Annotated in this window: 14 protein-coding genes; 8 read left to right on the top strand and 6 right to left on the bottom strand. The window is 33.3% G+C overall.

All coding sequences use genetic code 11. From position 1 onward, the window contains the following. Nucleotides 1-10: 10 nt before the first annotated feature. Both hppD and NH26_RS05760 read right to left on the bottom strand, forming a co-directional pair. Nucleotides 11-1,132, bottom strand: coding sequence for a 4-hydroxyphenylpyruvate dioxygenase (hppD, locus tag NH26_RS05765; protein ID WP_044219112.1), 1,122 nt, complete (start codon nt 1,130-1,132; stop codon nt 11-13). Nucleotides 1,133-1,381: 249 nt separating this feature from the next. Continuing rightward, nucleotides 1,382-2,437 (bottom strand): NAD(P)H-dependent glycerol-3-phosphate dehydrogenase, encoded by a 1,056-nt coding sequence (locus NH26_RS05760; RefSeq protein WP_242427300.1) that lies wholly within the window; start codon nt 2,435-2,437, stop codon nt 1,382-1,384. Nucleotides 2,438-2,730: 293 nt separating this feature from the next. On the opposite strand from NH26_RS05760, the gene NH26_RS05755 reads away from it, so the two are divergent. Both NH26_RS05755 and aroB read left to right on the top strand, forming a co-directional pair. Next, nucleotides 2,731-3,822 carry a chorismate mutase gene (locus NH26_RS05755; protein WP_044219115.1) on the top strand — a complete coding sequence of 364 codons (1,092 nt, stop codon included), beginning with the start codon at nt 2,731-2,733 and terminating at the stop codon, nt 3,820-3,822. A 181-nt stretch (nt 3,823-4,003) separates the two neighbouring features. Next, nucleotides 4,004-5,038: a 3-dehydroquinate synthase gene (gene aroB, locus NH26_RS05750; protein WP_044219119.1), complete on the top strand. Its 1,035-nt coding sequence runs from the start codon at nt 4,004-4,006 to the stop codon at nt 5,036-5,038. A gap of 36 nt (nt 5,039-5,074) precedes the next feature. On the opposite strand, the gene NH26_RS05745 is transcribed toward aroB, so the two are convergent. Continuing rightward, on the bottom strand, nt 5,075-5,461 hold the full coding sequence (locus NH26_RS05745) for a hypothetical protein (RefSeq protein ID WP_044219121.1): 387 nt from the start codon (nt 5,459-5,461) through the stop codon (nt 5,075-5,077). Nucleotides 5,462-5,681: 220 nt separating this feature from the next. Next, nucleotides 5,682-6,746: a bestrophin family protein gene (locus NH26_RS05740; protein WP_044219124.1), complete on the bottom strand. Its 1,065-nt coding sequence runs from the start codon at nt 6,744-6,746 to the stop codon at nt 5,682-5,684. A gap of 262 nt (nt 6,747-7,008) precedes the next feature. On the opposite strand from NH26_RS05740, the gene NH26_RS05735 reads away from it, so the two are divergent. Next, nucleotides 7,009-7,647, top strand: coding sequence for a hypothetical protein (locus NH26_RS05735; protein ID WP_044219126.1), 639 nt, complete (start codon nt 7,009-7,011; stop codon nt 7,645-7,647). Between the two features lie 52 nt (nt 7,648-7,699). Here the strand turns inward: NH26_RS05735 and NH26_RS05730 are convergent, their stop codons facing one another. Continuing rightward, nucleotides 7,700-8,284 (bottom strand): hypothetical protein, encoded by a 585-nt coding sequence (locus NH26_RS05730; protein ID WP_044219129.1) that lies wholly within the window; start codon nt 8,282-8,284, stop codon nt 7,700-7,702. A 510-nt stretch (nt 8,285-8,794) separates the two neighbouring features. Between NH26_RS05730 and ileS the strand changes: the two genes are divergently transcribed. Next, complete coding sequence (gene ileS, locus NH26_RS05725) at nt 8,795-12,166, top strand: isoleucine--tRNA ligase (RefSeq protein ID WP_044219131.1); 3,372 nt, start codon at nt 8,795-8,797, stop codon at nt 12,164-12,166. A gap of 397 nt (nt 12,167-12,563) precedes the next feature. On the opposite strand, the gene NH26_RS05720 is transcribed toward ileS, so the two are convergent. Continuing rightward, nucleotides 12,564-14,105, bottom strand: coding sequence for a caspase family protein (locus NH26_RS05720; RefSeq protein WP_044219133.1), 1,542 nt, complete (start codon nt 14,103-14,105; stop codon nt 12,564-12,566). Between the two features lie 129 nt (nt 14,106-14,234). Here NH26_RS05720 and NH26_RS05715 point away from each other — a divergent pair, with 129 nt between their 5' ends. From NH26_RS05715 to yidC, 4 genes are all read left to right on the top strand, one after another. Further along, entirely contained in the window at nt 14,235-14,732 is a 498-nt protein-coding gene (locus NH26_RS05715) for a hypothetical protein (RefSeq protein ID WP_139262898.1), read from the top strand. A gap of 87 nt (nt 14,733-14,819) precedes the next feature. Further along, the gene (locus tag NH26_RS05710) at nt 14,820-15,731 is read left to right on the top strand and encodes a DUF72 domain-containing protein (protein ID WP_052431812.1); all 912 of its coding nucleotides are present in this window, start codon (nt 14,820-14,822) and stop codon (nt 15,729-15,731) included. An 87-nt stretch (nt 15,732-15,818) separates the two neighbouring features. Further along, nucleotides 15,819-17,465: a CTP synthase gene (locus NH26_RS05705; RefSeq protein ID WP_044219135.1), complete on the top strand. Its 1,647-nt coding sequence runs from the start codon at nt 15,819-15,821 to the stop codon at nt 17,463-17,465. A 189-nt stretch (nt 17,466-17,654) separates the two neighbouring features. Then, the gene (yidC, locus tag NH26_RS05700) at nt 17,655-19,460 is read left to right on the top strand and encodes a membrane protein insertase YidC (protein WP_044219136.1); all 1,806 of its coding nucleotides are present in this window, start codon (nt 17,655-17,657) and stop codon (nt 19,458-19,460) included. Nucleotides 19,461-19,563 lie beyond the last annotated feature (103 nt).

Raw genomic sequence — 19,563 nt, 5'->3', positions numbered from 1 at the left:
ATACTTCGATCTAAAGATTACCTCTCAAAGCTTGTTCTCTTTCAATAGCTTCGAATAATGCTTTGAAATTCCCTTTGCCAAAAGACTTGGCACCTTTTCTTTGAATAATCTCAAAGAATAATGTTGGTCGGTCTTCTACAGGTTTTGTAAAGATCTGTAGAAGGTAACCTTCTTCATCTCTATCAACTAAAATATTTAATTCTTTTAGGTGGTTGATTTCTTCATCAATTTCACCCACTCTGTCTTTTAAATCTAGATAATAGGTTTCAGGAACATGAAGAAATTCAATGCCTCTTCTTCTAAGTTCTTTAACAGTATAGCAAATGTCATCCGTGGCTACTGCAATGTGTTGAACACCTGAGCCATTATAGAATTCTAGGTATTCTTCAATTTGAGACTTCCTTTTACCATCAGCAGGCTCATTAATAGGGAACTTTACATACCCATTACCATTAGACACTACTTTAGACATTAATGCAGTGTATTCTGTAGAGATATCATTATCGTCAAAAGTTAACAATAACTTGAATCCCATGACCTCTTCGTAGAAATTAACCCATTGGTCCATTTCACCTAATTCAACATTTCCTACACAGTGGTCAACGTATTTAAGTCCTACGTCTTTTACTTCCATTAGAGGATCTTTAGCAACAAAATTAGGTAAAAATGCGCCAGAGTAATTTTTTCTTTCTACAAAAGTATGAATAGTATCTCCATAGGTCTTGATACTTGATAAAACTACTTCTCCATTTTCGTCGGAAATAGAGTAGGGAGCCTGAATAGAAACGGCACCTCTTTTTATTGTTTCTTCATAAGATTTACGAGCATCATCTACCCAAAGTGCCAAGACTTTAACTCCATCACCATGTTGGTGTACATGTTTTGCGATCTCAGAATTGGTGTTGAGTGAGGTGGTAAAGACAAATCTTAGTTTGCCTTGTTGTAAGACATAACTTGCCTTTTCTTTTACGCCTGTTTCAGGACCTGAATAGGCTACTTGTTTGAATCCGAAAGCAGTCTGATAAAAATAGGCTGCTTGTTTTGCATTTCCTACATAGAATTCGATGTGATCTGTACCGTTTATAGGTAAGAAATCTACATCTGTACGCAGTTGTTTCTCCGATGTTAGCATGTGAGTAAAAATAATTGTGTGTTTAAATTGGTATGTGTAAAACAATGTTTGAACAAGAACTGTTGCAAACAGGATATAAAAAGAGCATGAATCTAATATTTCAGCCATTATGAAATCAATATAATTGATCTAATAAATGCCATCATATTATAAGCCATGCTCTTTATGGTGGTCAAACCACCTTTATATTTTAATTAATGTTGTTTCAAAGTAAAAGCAAGTAGTGTATGTGTTATAACGTCAAAATAGTTAGTTAAGTTGATCTTTCAAAATTCTGAACTCCACAATTGGTGAAATTCTTTCATATAAGATGTTATAAACAGCCCTAGTTATAGGCATTTCTTTTTCGATATCTAATCTTTTGGCAATTTCAAAGATACTTTTTACGGCATAATACCCTTCTGCTACCATCTGCATTTCCAATTGAGCAGCTTTCACAGAATAACCATGACCAATCATATTACCAAAGGTTCTATTTCTACTAAATTGAGAATAAGAGGTAACTAGCATATCACCTAAGTAGGCAGTACCTAATAAATTTCGTTTAATATGATAAGCTGCTTTTAAGAAATATTGCACTTCTTGCATAGCGTTAGACACAAGTACTGCTTGGAAATTATCCCCATAACCTAACCCATGTGCTATACCGCAAGAAATGGCAACAATATTTTTCATTACTGCAGAATATTCTACGCCATAGATATCACGAATAGAAGTGGTTTTAATATATCTATTTTGCATGGCTTCAGATAAAGCCTTACCAAATCGTTTACTGCCAGATGCAATTGTTAAGTAGGCTTGTTTTTCCATAGCTACTTCCTCAGCATGGCAGGGGCCTCCAATTACAGCTACTCTTTTATGGTGCACATTGAAATTTTGTTCGATGTGTTCTGTGACTAAAATATGTTGATCAGGTATTAAACCTTTAATAGCTGAAATGACAAATTTATTTTCAAAGTCTTTTGGCGTAAGATCTTTGATTGCATCTAAAATAAATGCAGCAGGAACAGCTAATAAAATTGTATTAGCTTCTCGAATCGCATCTTTTATGTTACTGAACGGAATTACATTCTCTGGTGATATTTTAGCTGAAGGTAAATATCTAGGATTAGAGTTGTATTGTCTAATATGATTTATATCGTCTTGATTTCTAATCCACCAATGTAATTTTGTTTTACCTCCATCAGATAAGATCTTTACTAATGCAGTTGCCCAGCTACCTCCACCAATTACGGCAATTTTTGAGATATCAGGAATGACATTTTGATCTTCCAGAAATTGAGAATGTTTTTTTTCTTGTCCCACGTGTTAAATATATACTGGTTCTTAAGTAAAGGTAACGAATCGTTACCAATAAAATCATAACATACCTGTTTCAATTTACAAGTATGCTGTTTATTTACTTTCTTTGCAATTTCAAAACATACAAAGTAAAGCCAAAATTGTAATTCTTAATACGAAATTCACTTTATAAAGTGTTTTTTATTGTAAATAATCAAAAATGTATGTTAATACGTATAATTATTTTAATAAGTTCTTGATTATTTTTAATTTTTTGTAATTTTGCAATAATATAAACTATCTGAATAGAATCTGATATGAAAGATATACAACCATTAGAAAGTTGGTCTGTAGTTAAAAATGGCGGTCCTATTGCCATTGCAGGACCATGTAGCGCGGAGTCTGAAGAGCAGTTGATGGAAACTTGCCGTCAGATTACTGAAGAGATAGATATCACTATGCTTCGTGCAGGTATCTGGAAACCACGTACTAGACCAGGATCATTCGAGGGAATCGGTGAGGAAGGTTTAAAGTGGTTTGCCAATGTAAAAAAAGAATTGAATATGCCTATTACTACTGAGGTAGCAAATGCTCAACACGTTGAGTTAGCTCTTAAGTATGGTGCAGATGTTCTTTGGATTGGTGCTCGTTCTACAGTTAACCCTTTTACCATCCAAGAAATTGCGGATGCATTAAAAGGTGTTGATGTTCCTGTAATGATCAAAAACCCAATTAATCCAGACTTAGCATTATGGAAAGGCGCTATCGAGCGTATTTATGGTGCAGGTATCAGACAAATTGCTGGTATCCATCGTGGGTTCTCATCATTTGAGAAAACTAAGTACAGAAATGTACCTATGTGGAAATTAGCTATTGCCCTAAAAACTGAATTACCAAACTTACCTTTAATTTGTGATCCGTCACATATTGGTGGTACTAGAGATTTGATTTATCCAGTATCTCAAAAAGCTATCGATTTAGATTTTGATGGATTAATGATTGAAACGCATAGAGACCCTGATAATGCATGGTCTGATGCTTCTCAACAAGTTACTCCTAAGCGTTTAGCTGAAATCTTAAATGAGGTAAAAATTAGAAAGAGCACAACTGATGCTGAAGAAGTAAATAATAAATTGGATGATCTTCGTTCGAAAATTGACCGTTTAGATACTGAACTTCTTGATGTGATGTCTCAAAGAATGAGTGTTGTGAACGAAATTGGAGATTACAAAAGAGAAAACAACTTGACTGTATTCCAAGCAGGTCGTTGGATCGATATTTTCCAAAACCGTCCAGAACAAGCTGAGAAATTAGGTATCGGCAAATCATTCATGGAACAATTATTCAAATTGATTCACGATGAGTCTATCCGTGTTCAAACTAAAGTAGTAAACACAGAAAAAGCATAAGCTTTTTAGGATACATAAAAGAGGTTGTTCCATTATTTAATGGGACAACCTCGTTTTATTTTACGGTAGAGAGGATGAAACATTTTTGATTTTATCATAGTTCTCTACTTTTCAATATAAAAGAGATCGCCTCTTTTTGATAATACATCAAAGAATCCTATTAGGTATTAAAAAACGTATGATGAGTATCAACAAAGTTACTTTTTTAGAAAGCGTTGACGCTTCTACTTTTGAAGATCTTAAAGGTTATACCAACCTAGGGGTCATCGTAGATGAAAATACAAAAAGAGATTGTTATCCAATCGTTAAAGAATTCCTTCCAAATCACCTTTTGATCGAAATTGAAAGTGGTGAGGAAAATAAAACCTTAATGACTTGTCAGCATATATGGCAAGAACTAACGGACGCTGGGTTTGATAGAAAAGCAGCTGTTTTAGATTTAGGCGGTGGTGTTATTGGTGATATGGGTGGTTTCTGTGCTTCTACATATAAAAGAGGTATTGATTTCTGGCAAATGCCGACCACTTTACTATCTCAAGTAGATGCTTCGGTAGGAGGTAAATTAGGGATTGATTTTGGTAAATTGAAAAATCACATTGGTGTATTTAGAGTACCTAATAATGTTTTAATTTACCCGAAATTTATTCAGTCTTTACCTGCGAATGAGTTAAGATCTGGTTTTGCAGAAGTTATTAAGCATTGTTTGATTCAGGATGCTGAGCATTGGAAAACAGTGTCTTCAAAACCATTATCTGACCAAGATTTAGAAGCTATTATACCACATTCTATTAATATAAAAGACAAAGTGGTAACTTCTGATCCTACTGAAAAAGGATTAAGAAAAATATTAAACTTTGGGCACACTATAGGTCATGCTATAGAATCTTATCTACTTGATATTCCAGGTAGAAAACTATTACATGGAGAAGCTATTGCTGTAGGTATGATTGCTGAAGCTTGGTTATCCACAAAGTTTACTGGGTTATCTGATGAAGAATTGAAGGATATCCAAAAATATATTTTATCAGTTTATGGTAAAGTAGAGTTACTTGAAAGTGATTTAGAGCATTTGTATGCATACTTACTTCAAGATAAAAAGAATACAGGTAAAAAGTTAAGTCATTCTTTATTAACTAAAATAGGAGAGTGTACTTACGATCAATTTATCGAATGGGAAGATATAGAAAAGTCCATAAGATATTATATGAGTTTATAAAAAAAAGGATTAGTGAGTAGCTAATCCTTTTTTGTTTTATATTTTCTTAGTCATGGAAGGAGATATCTCTCTTTGGATCATATCTTCTGCATGAGGTAGGTGTTTGAACGTTTTAATATTCCATCCACGGTTTTTTCCAAAAGTTTCTATCAAATGATGGTCTCCTGATTTAAGACTTGTCATGATATATATTTTTGTTTTCTTAGATAAATGTATTTTATCAAGGGATGAAATAATGTAATGCTTCTCATATATTTCAAATGGCTTATTCAATTGATCTGTAATCACCATAAGAATTGGTTGATCCATTACATTAAGGAATTCTTTAGTATCCATTAAAGCATGAATCATGATTTCTACATCAGGTTCTCCATTTACTTCAAGAACAACGTATTGATCATTATTTTTTATTTCGTAGATCATTAAGTGGGTTTATATGAGCGTATGAGATGAAACTTATTTTGTTATCAACTCTGTAAAAGTAATGATAATCATCATAAAAAAGTGATCAACATCATATAAAAGTGTTAATATTTAGAAATTACTACTCTTTAAATCTTATATATTCTAAAATTAAAAGAGTTTGTATCCCAAATATAATTGAGAAAACTTTTATATGGTACTGATACTGAATTCTTATTTATTACATCTGAACATTCTCTTTTACCTCAAAAGGAGCAGGTATGTTCGGGTCGCCAACACAAGTGAGTACATCAATTTCAATAGAACGTGCAATCGTTGAAATTGGGACATCATTAGCTGATCCCTCAAAAGGGTTTTCTCCTACAGTACCAATACGTTCCATAGTATGAAATACCCAAGAAACCAATGTAGAAAAAGGGATACTGAACCAGATAAAATAATCACCAATTAATGGAAAATCACCTAACATAGAATCACCTAGTTTAGCAAATTCAGGGGTAACACCGAATGGTAAGATGATCAAGAAAATCCATACAAAATAGACATTTAATGTGGCGTATTGTCTGGGATATGGAAAGTTTTTAATACGTTCACTTTTACCTTGCAGAGTTAATAATGTTCTTAAAATATTTTCAAGCGCTAGAAATGAAAACTCCCAGATCAATCCCTTTTCTTTTAATTTTCTAAGGTGTTTTGATTGTAACTTTATAATAGATGCAGCTTTATTACCTCCAATATTCATTACCCATTTGAGTTCATCAGGGGATAAATATTCAGATAAAGCGTCTTTCTCATCAATACAGAATTCAGGAATGTGGATTTTTTGAGCCCACTCTCTATTCGTACTATGATCCATAAAAGATTCCCAAGACTTTTTTGATCTCATTGCATATCTTAATGCTGTGAGCCAAGCCATATGTCTACGCACAATTTGTTGTCTTTCTAAGAATAGTTGTTCTTCTGTAAGCTCTTCACCTTCTTTTGCATATTCATTGGTGACCATATCACCAACATGAATAGAAAATGTTCTCGAATCGTTTACGATACCTCCCCAAATTTTTCTGGCTTCCCACAGTCTTCCATATACAGCATTATTTCTAAAACCAACAACAAAAGCAACTGCCGTACCCACTAGAGCAATGGGAGTCCATGGTAATCCAATCCATGTTTGTCCGAATAGATCAAATGCAATAGTAGGAATAGCAGATAAAAGAATGAAAATAATAGTTTCTCTTCGGGTCCATAAAATCATATCTTTTATGGAGTAGTACTTTTTTATCAACATATTTTTTGAGATTGAATTTACACCACTTAAGTTAGTAAAGAGTATTAATATTTAATAGTAGAGTAGACAGATTTTAATCTATTGAGGATGATATTATTAGAAATAAATTTCTAAAAGAATATCGACAAGTGTACTTCACAATTTTTTTTACAAAAAAAACTAATTATATATCACATTTTGGAATGTCTAGCTTACTGCAAATAATTTGAAATTCAGTTATTTGAATAGAATTGGTTATTCAATCTAATAATATGAAAATGGCATGTGGGGAATTAAAAAAAAGAATACCAGTAAAATAATTTTTCTTCTTTTTTTATTATCAGGCTGTGAAAGCAAAGTTTTTCAGGAGCAGTATTGTTATAAGTTAAAAGTATATGATAGAGAAGAATTTGTTAAATGTAACTTACATAGAACAGATGATTTTTCTCAAATTGAATATGAATACGAAAATAGAAGAATATTTCAAAAAGATAAATTTCTAATTAAAGAAAAATATGTTTATAAAATGTTAGACTGGGATTCTACAAAAATATTTTTTGATCCACATCTAGAATTTTCGGATATAAATGACTCTGAAAGAGAAAAATTATATAAAACAAGAAAGTTTGAATTGAAATATCTACCATTAACAAAGGGAGAATCAATAATATATCAACATCCATTTAATGAATATATTATCCATCAGGAGGTTATCAAAAATACTTTATTGACGGAATATCAAGGTAATTTAGAGGGAGTTTTTTATGATAAAATTTATAAATATGAACAAGTAGTAACATTCATTGGAGACCATGGAAATGAAGTCAAATATTATAATTTTTACGACGAAAATTTTGTGCTGATAAAAAAGATTGATTCTAAGAGGAAATTTATATTAAATCGCATAGTATCATGTAATTAAAAAAGGAAAACTTATATACTTAACAATAAATGAAATATATATTCATTGATTGTTATTGATTAATTCTTTTATCAATTTCCTCAAAATAATCATCTACAATTTCTTGATGTTCTTTGATGAGAAAAGTTTGTAGCCATTTGATTTTATACTCATTTCCATTTTTTAGCTGAAAAATCAAGTAATTAACATTGTGGCGAGAGGTAGAAAATCTATAGTTTAAAACATCTTTTAATTTAATTCTGTGTTTTTTATAAAATAAGTTGATTTGAATTTCGTCATCAGTTAATCCGAGAAATTCGAATAAAAAAGACTTTTTATTCATTCTACGTGCGAATGTATATAGGCCAATAATTCCACTTATTTCTATTACATCAGGAACGAAAGTTATCCAATCATAAAAATCATAATAGTCAAGGCCGTGGGTATAGAGCTCATAAAAATTGAAGCTTAGATTTACTGAAAGCATTCCTAATGATAATCCTCCTATCCACCTTTTAAGTTTTCCTACAATATTGTTTTTGGTTTGAAATCCTACTGAAGTATAGGGGATGAATATCTCGCCATCTATTTTATAATTAGAGAGTGTGGATTTTCTTTTCTTTAAAACTGTAGTAGTTGATTTTTGAAGGTTTTGCATTTTTGATTTTAGAGAGTAATAGTTTAATTATAAAAATAGGGGATTTATGTGATTTATCATAAGAGACTGAGATGAGGGAAATTGTATTAAGAGGAAATTATTAATCAAAAAAAATGTAATGCTTGATGTTTATAGTGATATAAACCTCTTATTAGAAAATTTAGATCTAAAATTCATGATTCTATAGTATCGACAATTATACTTTTGATCAATAGGAAAATAAATTGATGAAGATAAGAAAGCTTGTACACCTAACAACATTTTAATGGAAAAGGTCTATTTTTTAGTTGAATCAAAAAATAATCTTCTTTTTCTGTAAATAAACACGAATATTCGCTTCAAAAAGCAATTTAAAAAATCATTATTTCTTTGACTATTAATCCCTTGTTGCAAATAATATCGAAGATCATCAAAAGTTAGTTTCTCATTTAGAAACAAATTACGATATTTGTGCGAATTGTACCCTTATGGGTCGAGTTTTAATATAATAATTGACAGTTACATCATCCAATGGGATTTAAAGAATACAAAGGCCTTGACCTTGTAGCAGCGAACACAGAGATTCGCCAATATTGGGAAGAGCAAAATATCTTCGATAAGTCTGTCTCATCAAGACAGGGAAATCCATCATTTGTTTTTTATGAAGGTCCGCCTTCAGCTAATGGTGCTCCAGGTATTCACCACGTGATGGGCCGTGCTGTAAAAGACCTTTTTAACCGTTACAAAACGTTGAAAGGTTTCCAAGTGAAGCGTAAAGCAGGTTGGGACACTCACGGACTTCCAGTAGAACTTAAAGTAGAAAAAGAGCTTGGTATTACTAAGGAAGATATTGGTACTAAGATTTCTGTTGATGATTATAACGCTGCATGTAAGAAGACTGTAATGGAATTCAAATCGCAGTGGGATGAGCTAACAAGACAAATGGGATATTGGGTAAACCTTGATGATCCTTATATCACATTTGATAAAAAATACATGGAAACTCTTTGGCACTTGCTAAAAGAGTTATACAAAAAAGATCTTCTTTATAAAGGATATACTATCCAACCGTATTCTCCAGCAGCAGGAACAGGTTTGTCTTCTCACGAGTTGAACCAGCCAGGTTGTTATAGAGATGTAACAGATACAACAGTTACAGCTCAATTTAAAGTGGAAAAAGACGATAAGTCTGCTTCTCTTTTTGAAGGAGCACACGGCGATGTATTTGTCCTTGCTTGGACAACAACTCCTTGGACGTTATCTTCTAACTCTGCTTTAGCGGTAGGTGAGAAAATCAACTATGTAAAGGTGAAAACATACAATGCTTATACACATGAGCCAATTACAGTGATCTTAGCAAAAGATCGTTTGAATGCTTATGTGACTAAAAAGCAATTGGATGCTGATTTCGATGCGTATGAGAAAGGTGCTAAACTAGTTCCTGCTCAAGTAATCGGAGAATATAAAGGTGCTGACTTAGTAGGGGTGAAATATGAGCAATTATTACCATATGTGAAACCTGAAGGTAAAGCATTTGAAGTAATTCCTGGTGATTATGTGACTACTGAGGACGGTACTGGTATCGTTCACATCGCTCCAACTTTTGGTGCCGATGACCAAAGAGTAGCCAATCAAGCTGGTATTTCTGCAGTTGTAGTTTTTGATGAAAAAGGCAAGCCTCTTCCATTAGTAGATCGTACAGGTCGCTATGTAAAAGAAATGGGAGAATTTGGTGAGCAATTCGTTAAAGCTGAATACGAAGAAGACGAAGTATCTGCTGCGAAGGAATACAAATCGATGGATGTTCGTTTAGCCATTAAATTAAAGACGGAAAATAGAGCGTTTTTAGTAGCTAAATATGTCCACAGTTACCCTCACTGTTGGAGAACTGATAAGCCTGTATTGTACTATCCGTTAGATTCATGGTTTATTCGTACAACTACAGTAAAAGATCGTTTGGTAGAGTTGAATAAAACGATTAACTGGAAACCAAAAGCTACTGGTGAAGGTCGTTTCGGTAACTGGTTAGAAAACTTAGTAGATTGGAACTTATCTCGTTCTCGTTATTGGGGTACTCCTCTTCCTATTTGGAGAACAGAGGATGAATCAGTGGAGAAATGTATTGGTTCTGTAGCTGAGTTAGCCGAAGAAGTAAAGAAATCTGTAGCGGCAGGAGTAATGCCTAAGAATCCTAAGTACATCGATGCAAACGGTGAACTAGTAGAGGAATTCGATTTACACCGTCCTTACGTAGATGATATTATTTTAGTATCAGAAGATGGAAAGCCGATGTATCGTGAGCTAGACTTGATTGACGTTTGGTTCGATTCAGGTGCAATGCCTTACGCTCAATGGCACTATCCATTCGAAAATAAAGAGATTTTTGACGGTTCTTTCCCTGCAGACTTTATCGCGGAAGGTGTTGACCAAACACGTGGTTGGTTCTTCACTTTACATGCAATTGCTGGAATGACACAAGACAATGTTGCGTTTAAAAACGTGATTTCTAATGGTCTTGTATTGGATAAGAACGGTGTAAAAATGTCCAAACGTTTAGGTAACGTGATTAACCCATTTGATACAATGGGAGAGCACGGTGCAGACGCTACTCGTTGGTACATGATCTCAAACGCTAACCCTTGGGATAACTTAAAGTTTGACTTGGAGGGCGTAAAAGAAACGAAACGTAAGTTCTTCGGAACACTTTATAATACTTACTCGTTCTTCTCGCTTTATGCGAATTTGGACAACTTCACTTATTCAGAAGCTGAAGTACCAATGGAAGAACGTCACGAATCGGATCGTTGGATCTTGTCTCGATTAAATACTTTGATCAAAGAAGTAGACGAGGCATTAAACGATTACGAGCCAACAAAAGCGGCAAGAGCCATCCAATCGTTCACTATCGAAGATATGTCGAATTGGTATGTACGTTTAAACCGTAAACGTTTCTGGAAAGGTGAATATGCTGCCGATAAGATTGCTGCTTACCAAACGTTATACACTTGTTTGGAGACTATCTCAGTATTGATGTCCCCAATTGCTCCATTCTTCTCGGATCGTTTGTTCCAGGATTTGAATAAAGCTACAGGTAAAGACGAAGCAGAATCAGTTCACTTGGCGAAATTCCCTCAAGTAAACGAAGATTTGATCAATATCGACTTGGAAGAAAAGATGCATTTGGCTCAGGTAATTTCATCATTAACTCACTCTATCCGTAAGAAAGAGAAGATGAAAGTACGTCAGCCATTACAACGTATTTTAATTCCTGATGTTAATACAAAGGTGACGGGTCAGATTAAAGCGGTTCAAGATGTGATCTCACATGAGGTAAACATCAAAGAGATTGAGTTCCTGACTGAGGAAAATGAAGGTATGTTCGTGAAGCACATCAAACCAAACTTTGCTACTTTAGGTAGAAAATATGGTAAATTGATGAAAGGTATCGCAGCTACTGTAAACCAAATGTCACAAGAGGATATCAAAGCAATCGAATCTACAGGTTCATGTACTTTTGATGTAGATGGCAACGAAGTAGTTCTTGGTGTAGAAGATGTATTGATCACTTCGGATGATATCCCAGGTTGGTCAATGGCAAAAGATCAAGGTATTACTGTAGCACTTGATATTACATTAACAGATGAACTTCGTAAAGAAGGTATCGCTCGTGATATCGTCAACAGAGTTCAGAATCTCCGTAAAGACATGGGCTTAGAAGTGCAAGACAAAATCAACATCATTGCTGAGCAAGGTGAAGATTTAGTAAATGCAGCATTTGAGTCATTTAAAGGATATATCTGTGATGAAACTCAAGCATTATCACTTACTGTAGAATCTTCTGTAGCAGACGCTACTGTTCTAGATTTAGACGGTGTAGAGGTAAAGCTAAAAGTGAGCAAATAATTGAAATAAGATTCAATTAAATATATAAAAATAGGCTGTTTCATTATTGAATGAGACAGCCTATTTTTTTTATCAAAAAACGTCTTTATACTCTTCGTTGATTTTTTTAGATGATGATTTGTGGGATAACTTTTTGTCTATAAGTGATGAAAAATGAATCAATTCTAAAAAAAAGAGATTTTTTTTATGAATAATGAGTACAAGTTCTCATTTAGGTCCTTTACTGGATAGTACACATTTCATTTAAGTATATTTTAAGACGACTCCTTGATAGAGGGAAGGAGTCGTTTAACCAATTCAGATTATATTTAGCACATCATTTCTTATAGGAATGGTGTGTTTTCTTTTTATATAGAAACTAGCCCTTTTTTTTGATGCTCTTCTATGGTTATTTATTTTAAAAACTCCGGATATACGCCCCCTGAATATTCACATCTTCTGTATTTCCTTTTAGTTTATTGAGGTATTGATCAGCTTTATTTTTATCCTTAAAATTTTGAATAATAAGTCGATAATAATTTTTGTTGTTTACTTTAGTTTTTTCTACAAATGCAGGAATTGATTGTTCTTCATAAACCCTTGCCTTATCCAAGGTGAAAGATAAAGAGGGGTCTGAAAATACTTGAATGCCATACCCTTTGATATTGATGGGTTTTAAATGAAGATTATACAATGTATTATCTTTCAATAGGTCATTCTGTGGATGCTCGAACCCTTTTATGTATGCGTCTTTAAAATGTTTGTCAGAGGTGTGTTTTTGTTTTAATTCTGATAATTGTTTCTTCGCGAAATTCAGATCATCATACCCACCAACAAACAATCGATACCAATCTTTATTTTCTATAGAAATTCTTTGAATCAATAAGTGTTGTTTTAATTTTTGATTGTAAAGATCAATACTTTCTTCTAGAGCCTTTTCATTAGATTCCGATAATAATTGGATGTAATACTTTTGAGGAACTACTGTTTTTCCTGTTAAATCATGAATTTTATCATAATTGTAATTAGAAGATGAAACACCTCTCGACTGAATGAAATCTTCTATTGTAGGTTCATATTTTACCTTTATTTCATTTCCTTTTTGAGAGTTGGCCATTCCAATAATGTACTCAGCTGCAGGTTCATGATCGCCAAAATGCCCAATTATAGGTTGAGATTTAACTCTTGATACATAAGAATATAAATCGTTAGAAGTAATGATAGTTTTTTGATCAGGCAATACTCTTAATCCTTCAATTAATTTATAGGCAAAAGGAGAATGTTGACCAGCAACTCCGTCTAAAACAGGTGCTAATCCACCAGAAGTAATGACTGTTCTGGTTTTTAGTTTCATTTTTTTTGCGGCATATGCACTAGCATCAATATCAGAGTAGATATCCGATCGATGGGCAGATCGGTAATTTCTCATCTTAGAATTAAAGGAACCACTAAAGCAAACATCAAGAAGTAGAAGTATTTGTTTTGCAGGTAATTTATTGACCACACTACTTACAGTTTTATAAGAGATATATGTTTTGCGATTCATATCATTTTTTAATGGTTTGGAATCATGACAAACTATGAATCCATCATCAAAAATTCTTTCATCATAATCTCCATGCCCAGCAATGTAAATAATGAAACGATCATTCTTCTTAAGAATTTCATGATAATCAATGATGGTATTTAACAGAGTATTACTATCAGGGTTTCTAAGGATTTGAGTCTGATATCCGTATTCATTAATGAAAACATCAGCTATAGTTTCAGCATCAAAAATTGGATTTTGTAAATCAGCCCAATCCGGCTTACCATTGTATTTATCAGTGCCTATGATTAAGGCAAATTGTCTACTTATGTTTTCATTGGTCTTCCTTTCTAATCCTTGACAAAAAGAGGTTTGTATCAAGAATACAATGAAACAAATGGATAATGTTTGTTGTCTTACAATAGAAGTCATGTAAAGTAGGAGTAATGAAAGTGGTGAAATCTTAAAAATGACACAAACAATGTTAAAAACAATTACTTGAAGATTATCAAAGAACCATTTTCATTTAAATTTGCATATCAAGATATAAATATATTAAAAATGAAACATCTTCTATTATCTGTTTTCTTATTCATTGGATTTAAAAGTTTCGCTCAAGAAATTCATCAACTAACCCATGATGAAGCAATCACTGCATTTGAAAAAATGATGGCTGAAAGTGAAGTGAATACAGGAGGATTGCAAGAATTAAAGTATTATATAGAAACAAGTGATGATAACTTGGATGATTATATATACATAGGAAAATTACTTCAATTAGCTCCAAGGTACACTCAAACACTTTTGGAAACAGCCCGTCAAATTTCTTTTTCTCCTAGAGAGTCTAATTTATACCATAACCTTATTGAGTTGCCCTTATTAGATTTGGCTCAGGCACATACATCTGAAATTTCAGCTTTGATGAAAGAAGCCTTAAGAAGTAGAAATGTGGAGTCTGATCAAGTAATCCAAGAGAAAATCAATACATTAATCAGTAAATGTCATTATAAGGAGATAGATAATTTTATAAAAGAACAATCTGTAGTGACTAAAGATTAATCTTGAGATCATCTGAGAAAGGGGGAGAAGTAAGTCATTTTTTATATATTGTCCTTCAAAAATTGATCTAAATTTCTAACTATGTGTATGGATTTTGGAAGACTAAAAGATATTTCGGGAGTTGATTTTTCTTTACCAGAAGAGGATCCTTATTCTCAAATGGTGTTAAGAAATCATCCAAATTTTGTTGGTAATTTTGATTTTAGACTAGGAGCTCCAGCATGGTCTTGTACAGAATGGAAAGGTAAAATTTACCCAGATAAATCAAGTCCTTCTACTTTTCTACATCACTATGCACAACACTTTGATACTATAGAATTAAATAGTACGCACTATGGTATACCACAATCGGCTACTATTCTTAAATGGAAATCTTCTGTAGGAGATTATTTCCGTTTTTGCCCTAAGATGCTTCAAAGCGTATCTCATCGAAAACGTTTAAATAATGTGCAATCTGATGTCGATGAGTTTACAGATCAAATGAGGTTGTTTGAACACAAATTAGGGTATACTTGGTTACAAATGCCTCCAGATTTTGATATACAAGAAAGGAAGTCGCTTTTTACTTTTCTAGAAAAATACCCATCAGATATACCTTTGGCATTAGAGCTAAGACATGACTCTTGGTTTAAAGATCAAGCCGTTTTAAACGACTTATCTGAAATAATGACAGAAAGAAGTCAAGCAATGATCATTACAGATGTTGCAGGTAGAAGAGATGTGTTACATATGCGTGTTACTACCCCTGTAATTTTGATCAGATTTGTAGGGAATGAGTTAAGTCCAACAGACTTTAGTAGGGTAGATCTTTGGTTAAAAAGAATAGATAGATTTAAACAACAAGGATTGCAAGAAGTTTATTTTTTTGCTCATCAACCCGAAGATATTTTGTGTCCAGAAATAGGGAATCATATCGGTAAAAAATCCGAAAATGATTACAATTGGAAATTTACCTACCCAATTTTAAGAGAAAAAGCCGAACAAAGAGCACTTTTTTAAAGTAGTTACAAGCATTGACATACTTTATTTGTTAAATCTAATTCGTTGCTTTAGTTTTGCACAAACATAATGTGAAATCATCGAAGTATGTCTTCTCGTACACAAACCAAATTTATTTTCGTTACCGGAGGTGTTACCTCATCATTAGGTAAAGGAATCATCTCTGCTTCACTTGGAAAATTATTACAAGGAAGAGGCTACTCTGTCACCATCCAAAAATTCGATCCATATCTTAACATTGACCCAGGGACAATGAACCCTTATGAACATGGGGAATGTTATGTTACAGATGATGGAGCAGAGACAGATTTAGATTTAGGACACTATGAGCGTTTCTTAAACGTTCCTACATCTCAAGCAAATAACGTTACAACAGGTAGAGTTTATAATAATGTCATCACTAAAGAACGTGAAGGGGCTTACTTAGGTAAAACCGTTCAAGTCGTTCCTCATATTACTGATGAGATTAAAAGAAACTTCTACAAAGTAGCAGAAAATGGCGATTACGATATCGTTATTACAGAAATTGGTGGTTGTGTTGGTGATATCGAAGCATTACCTTTTATAGAAGCTGTACGTCAGGCTAGATTAGAATTAGGTTCTCAGAATGCTATGGTTATTCATCTTACTTTGGTGCCTTATTTAAGAGCAGCAGGGGAGTTGAAAACAAAACCTACACAACACTCAGTAAAACAATTATTAGAAGCAGGTATTCAACCAAATATTTTGGTTTGTAGAACTGAACATCATATTCCTATGGAGATGCGTCGTAAGATTGCATTATTCTGTAACGTAGATCTAAACGCAGTGATTGAATCATGCGATGCGTCTACAATTTATGATGTGCCTTTATTAATGCAGAAAGAAAAATTAGATGAAATCGTATTGATGAAACTAAGTCTTCCTGCTTACCAAGAACCAAACTTAGATAATTGGTTAAGTTTCCTACAAAAATTGAAAAATCCACAAGGAGAAATCAGAATCGGTTTAGTAGGTAAATATGTAGAGCTTCCAGATGCTTATAAATCTATTGTTGAAGGTTTTGTACATGCAGGTGCTGTAAACGAGGTGAAAGTACGTTTAGAGTATATCAAAGCTGAAGACTTAGACGAAAGAGATGTTGCCGTTAAAATTATCACAGAATTAGATGGTCTTTTAGTAGCACCAGGATTCGGTGAAAGAGGCATGGATGGTAAAATCAATGCTTGTTCTGTTGCAAGAGAGCATAATGTACCATTCTTCGGAATTTGTTTAGGAATGCAATCTGCTGTGATTGCTTTTGGTAGAGATAAAGTAGGTTTATCAGGTGCTCATTCTTCTGAAATGGAAGAAGAATTACAATACCCTGTGATCGATTTAATGGAAGACCAAAAGAACCTTTCACAAATGGGAGGAACAATGCGTTTAGGTGCTTATCCTTGTGAATTGAAAGAAGGATCTAAAGCTTATGAAGCTTATGGTTCGACTAAAATTTCTGAAAGACACCGTCACAGATATGAGTTTAATAACGAATATTTGGAGCAATATGAAAAAGCAGGTATGAAAGCAACAGGTATTAATCCAAAATCTGGGTTAGTAGAGATTGTAGAAATTCCTGATCATCCGTTCTATGTGGGAGCACAATTCCACCCAGAATATAAATCTACTGTTGAAAATCCACATCCATTATTTGTGGCTTTTGTTAAAGCAGTAAAAGAATTGAAAAATAGCAAAGGTGAAGTTGTAAGTGCTTAATCTTTGAAATGATATTAAAGCCCCTTAGTGATTGCATTAAGGGGCTTCTTATTTTATTTAATTCGCCTATTATTTTATCAATTTTTTGATAAAACTTCAAACTAAAAATCTTAAATTTGCAAACATTTTAATGGGTACTCAGATTTCTCTAAAGTTCTCATATAAAAGTTTTTTACAGAAAATTTAATTATGGATAAAAATCAAACAACTGGTTTTCTGATTTTATCAGCTATGTTGGTTGCTTATATGTTCTTCTTTCAGCCTGATCCACAGGAGGAAGCGGTTCAAAATGCAACAGAACAAGTTGAAAATTTAGAGACTGCTAGTCAAAACAAACAAACAGAATTAACGCCTACAGTAGTTCCAGATTCAGTATTGCAACAACAATATGGTCTGTTTTCGGCTGTAATGAATGGAGAGGAGAAAGATTTAGTCCTTAGTAATAATAAAGTAGAAGTTGTTTTTAATTCAAAAGGTGGTAGAGTTGAAGATGTTTTAATCAAAACTCAACAGACTTATGATAAAAAAGAATTACACTTAGTAAATAAAGATAATTACTCTGTTCAAGAATTACTTCCTACGACTTTTGGTCAGATCGACTTAAACACCTTGTATTATACGCCAGAGCAATCTGGAAATAAAGTGGCAATGGTTGCGAGAGATGCTCAGGGTCAAGAAATCTTAAGAAGAATTTATACGCTAGAGGAAGATCAATATGTTGTAGGTTATGAACTTGTTTTAGGAACGGCAAAGCAATTTGTATCAGGTGATAACATTTCTTACAAATGGAATTCTAAAATGATGGCCATTGAGAAGGATATGAAAACTTCTCGTCAGAAAACTACAGTTAATTATTATACTGCTGAAGATAAGTTTGATTATTTATCTATGGCTTCTACAAAAACAGAGGAAGAAGCTATTTCTACTCCTTTGAAGTGGGTTTCAGCCAAGCAAAAATTCTTTAATGTTGGTTTTATCACTGATAAGCAATTTAACGCTGCCAACCTTAAAGAGTCTACAGATGAAGCAAGTCTTGATATTGTAAAGACTGCTGACATTTCATTGCAAATTCCTTTAGCTTCAATTTCTGAAGCAAATTTGAGATATTACTTTGGTCCAAACGAATACCGTGTTTGTGAAGCAGTTGCTCCTGGTTTTGAGGACAACGTTTACTTAGGTTGGTCTTGGACAACTCCATTATCTAAATATATCTTCATTCCAATTTTTGAATTCTTGGAAGGTTTTAATTTAGGATATGGCTTGATCATTTTCATTATGGTGGTATTAGTAAAGTCAGTGTTATACCCACTAACTTTCAACTCATACAAATCAATGGCGAAGATGAGGTTATTAAAGCCAGAAATGGATGAGCTTAAAGCAAAGTATGGTGATGACCAAATGAAAGTACAACAAGAAACAATGGCCTTGTATTCTAAAGTAGGAGCAAGCCCGCTTTCAGGTTGTATTCCAATGGTTGCTCAAATGCCATTCTTTGTAGCGTTGTATAACTTCTTCCCAAATGCTATTCAATTAAGAGGTCAAGCATTCTTATGGGCAGATGATTTATCTTCATATGATTCAATTTTGGATTTACCATTTAGTATTCCTTTTTACGGAGATCACGTATCGTTATTTACGTTATTGTGGGCTGTCTCAATGGCAGGGTATACTTACTTCCAAAATCAGATTCAAGTACAGTCGAATCCACAGATGAAATATTTCTCATATATTTCTCCTGTAATCTTCTTATTTATCTTCAACAGCTTTGCAGCTGGTTTAACATATTACTATTTCGTTTCAAACTGTTTTACAATTGTACAACAGTTAGCTTCTAAGCGTTTCGTGAATGAAGATAAGATCCGTAAAGTAATGGATGAAAATAAAAAGAAGAATGCGAATAAAAAGGCTGGAGGTTTTGCCGCTCGTATTGATAAAGCAATGAAAGAGCAACAAAAAGCACAGCAAGCAGCAAAGAAAAAAGGAAAGGACGACTAGTTCATTTCTAAACGATATAAAAGGCAATCCAGACAATGGGTTGCCTTTTTTTATATCACAAATTGTAAAAGGGGTGTCTTTGATGTTGTGAGATAGAAAATGA

It is taken from the genome of Flammeovirga pacifica, from assembly GCF_000807855.2.
GTDB lineage: Bacteria > Bacteroidota > Bacteroidia > Cytophagales > Flammeovirgaceae > Flammeovirga > Flammeovirga pacifica.
Note: the sequence above shows the minus strand (reverse complement) of the source record. Positions and strands in the feature narration are given on the sequence as shown.

Bases quoted from the DNA above. Each gene is read 5' to 3' on its own strand.
- NH26_RS05755 (WP_044219115.1), top strand. From the start codon at position 2,731: ATGAAAGATATACAACCATTAGAAAGTTGGTCTGTAGTTAAAAATGGC.
- NH26_RS05730 (WP_044219129.1), bottom strand. From the start codon at position 8,284: ATGCAAAACCTTCAAAAATCAACTACTACAGTTTTAAAGAAAAGAAAA.
- NH26_RS05705 (WP_044219135.1), top strand. From the start codon at position 15,819: ATGTCTTCTCGTACACAAACCAAATTTATTTTCGTTACCGGAGGTGTT.
- NH26_RS05740 (WP_044219124.1), bottom strand. From the start codon at position 6,746: ATGTTGATAAAAAAGTACTACTCCATAAAAGATATGATTTTATGGACC.
- NH26_RS05735 (WP_044219126.1), top strand. From the start codon at position 7,009: ATGTGGGGAATTAAAAAAAAGAATACCAGTAAAATAATTTTTCTTCTT.
- ileS (WP_044219131.1), top strand. From the start codon at position 8,795: ATGGGATTTAAAGAATACAAAGGCCTTGACCTTGTAGCAGCGAACACA.
- yidC (WP_044219136.1), top strand. From the start codon at position 17,655: ATGGATAAAAATCAAACAACTGGTTTTCTGATTTTATCAGCTATGTTG.
- hppD (WP_044219112.1), bottom strand. From the start codon at position 1,132: ATGCTAACATCGGAGAAACAACTGCGTACAGATGTAGATTTCTTACCT.
- NH26_RS05745 (WP_044219121.1), bottom strand. From the start codon at position 5,461: ATGATCTACGAAATAAAAAATAATGATCAATACGTTGTTCTTGAAGTA.
- NH26_RS05720 (WP_044219133.1), bottom strand. From the start codon at position 14,105: ATGACTTCTATTGTAAGACAACAAACATTATCCATTTGTTTCATTGTA.
- NH26_RS05715 (WP_139262898.1), top strand. From the start codon at position 14,235: ATGAAACATCTTCTATTATCTGTTTTCTTATTCATTGGATTTAAAAGT.
- aroB (WP_044219119.1), top strand. From the start codon at position 4,004: ATGAGTATCAACAAAGTTACTTTTTTAGAAAGCGTTGACGCTTCTACT.
- NH26_RS05710 (WP_052431812.1), top strand. From the start codon at position 14,820: ATGGATTTTGGAAGACTAAAAGATATTTCGGGAGTTGATTTTTCTTTA.